1 protein-coding gene is annotated in these 1,596 nt (G+C 55.7%); it reads left to right on the top strand.

Annotation, left to right across the window (positions count from 1 at the left end):
• Nucleotides 1-77: 77 nt before the first annotated feature.
• Complete coding sequence (locus CNQ84_RS20195; protein ID WP_165771338.1) at nucleotides 78-1,514, top strand: IS1182 family transposase; 1,437 nt, start codon at nucleotides 78-80, stop codon at nucleotides 1,512-1,514.
• The last annotated feature ends 82 nt before the right edge of the window (nucleotides 1,515-1,596 follow it).

Here is a 1,596-nt window from a genome sequence, read left to right as displayed (position 1 = left end):
CAGACTGCTGACAAAGCCCCTAGCCGAAAGGCGGGGGCTTTTGTTTAATGGGTTGTCGTTTACTGCAGGCCAACCCGATGCTCAAACCCCCTTCACCCAAACAGCACGCGCTGGAGATGGTCACCCTCGAAGAGCTGGTGCCCGCCGATCATCTGCTGCGCAAGATAGCCCGCCATATCGATTTCGAGTTTATTCGGCCTGCCACGCAGCACCTGTATTGCGCTGACAACGGTCGTCCGGCGATTGCCCCGGTTATGCTGTTCAAGATGCTGTTTATTGGATACTTGTTTGGCGTGCGCAGTGAACGACAGTTGATGCGCGAGATCCAGGTCAACGTTGCCTATCGCTGGTTTCTGGACCTGAGTCTGACCGACAAGGTGCCCGATGCCTCGACCCTGAGCCAGAACCGTCGCCGTCGCTTTGCCGATACGGATATCGAACAAGTCATCTTTGATGGGATTGTCGAGCAAGCGCTGCACAAGGGCCTGATTGGGGGCGAGGTATTACACACCGACAGCACGCACCTCAAGGCCAGCGCCAACAAGCAGCGGTTCGCTGTGCATCAGGTTGAGCAGCGTCCTGTTGATTATCTGGGCGAGCTTAATGCGGCAATCGATGCCGACCGCCAAGCGCATGGCAAGCAACCGCTAAAGCCCAAAGACAGTGATCCCGAGATAAAGGAAACCAAGGTCAGCACCACTGATCCCGATAGTGGATTCATGACGCGGGATAACAAGCCGCAAGGTTTTTTCTATCTCGATCACCGCACGGTAGACGGCAAACACAGCATTATCACCGATACTTTTGTTACCCCCGGTAATGTGCATGACAGCCGACCTTACCTTGAACGACTGGACCGCCAATGCGAGCGCTTTTCTCTGACACCGCTGGCCGTTGCCCTGGACGCCGGCTACTTCACGCCAGCGATTTGCAAGGGGCTGGAAGAACGAGACATCTTCGGCGTGATGGGCTATCGACGCCCCAATCACAAGCAAGGTTACTTCTATAAACGTCAGTTCACCTACGATGCAGAACGTGACGGTTACCTGTGCCCAAACAATCAGTTCCTGCCCTACAGCACGACTAACCGGGCCGGTTATCGCGAGTACAAGTCGGACCCGCAGCAATGTCGAGATTGTCCATTACGAGACCAATGCACTCGCAGTCGAAACCACGTCAAGGTTGTCGTGCGGCATGTCTGGGAGGACGCCAAGGAGCGGATTAACCAGAATCGTCTTAGCCCTGAAGGCAAGCGTATCTATGCCAGGCGCAAAGAAACCGTCGAGCGCAGCTTTGCGGACGCCAAGGAGCTGCACGGGCACCGTTATGCCCGGTTCCGTGGTCTGCGCAAGGTAATGAAACAGTGCCTATTGGCAGCCGCCTGCCAAAACATGAAGAAGATTGCCCGCCTGCTGGCAGTGCTTTTACGCCTGCGGTCCGGGATAAGACGCGGCACTTGGCTACGAAGCCAAAAGTGCAGCTACTCGGAGGGAATTGGGGCCTTCGCAGGCTGAATCAGTCAACACAGGGAAAATCATTGCAAGCGTCCCAGAAAAACGAAACCCCGCGAAAATGCGGGGTTCGTCAGCAGTCTGA

The organism is Pseudomonas abyssi (genome assembly GCF_002307495.1).
GTDB lineage: Bacteria > Pseudomonadota > Gammaproteobacteria > Pseudomonadales > Pseudomonadaceae > Halopseudomonas > Halopseudomonas abyssi.
The sequence above is the reverse complement of the archived record's forward strand: the minus strand, read 5'-3'. Positions and strand labels throughout refer to the sequence as shown.

Coding starts and splice junctions, on each gene's coding strand:
- CNQ84_RS20195 (WP_165771338.1), top strand. CDS start 78: ATGCTCAAACCCCCTTCACCCAAACAGCACGCGCTGGAGATGGTCACC.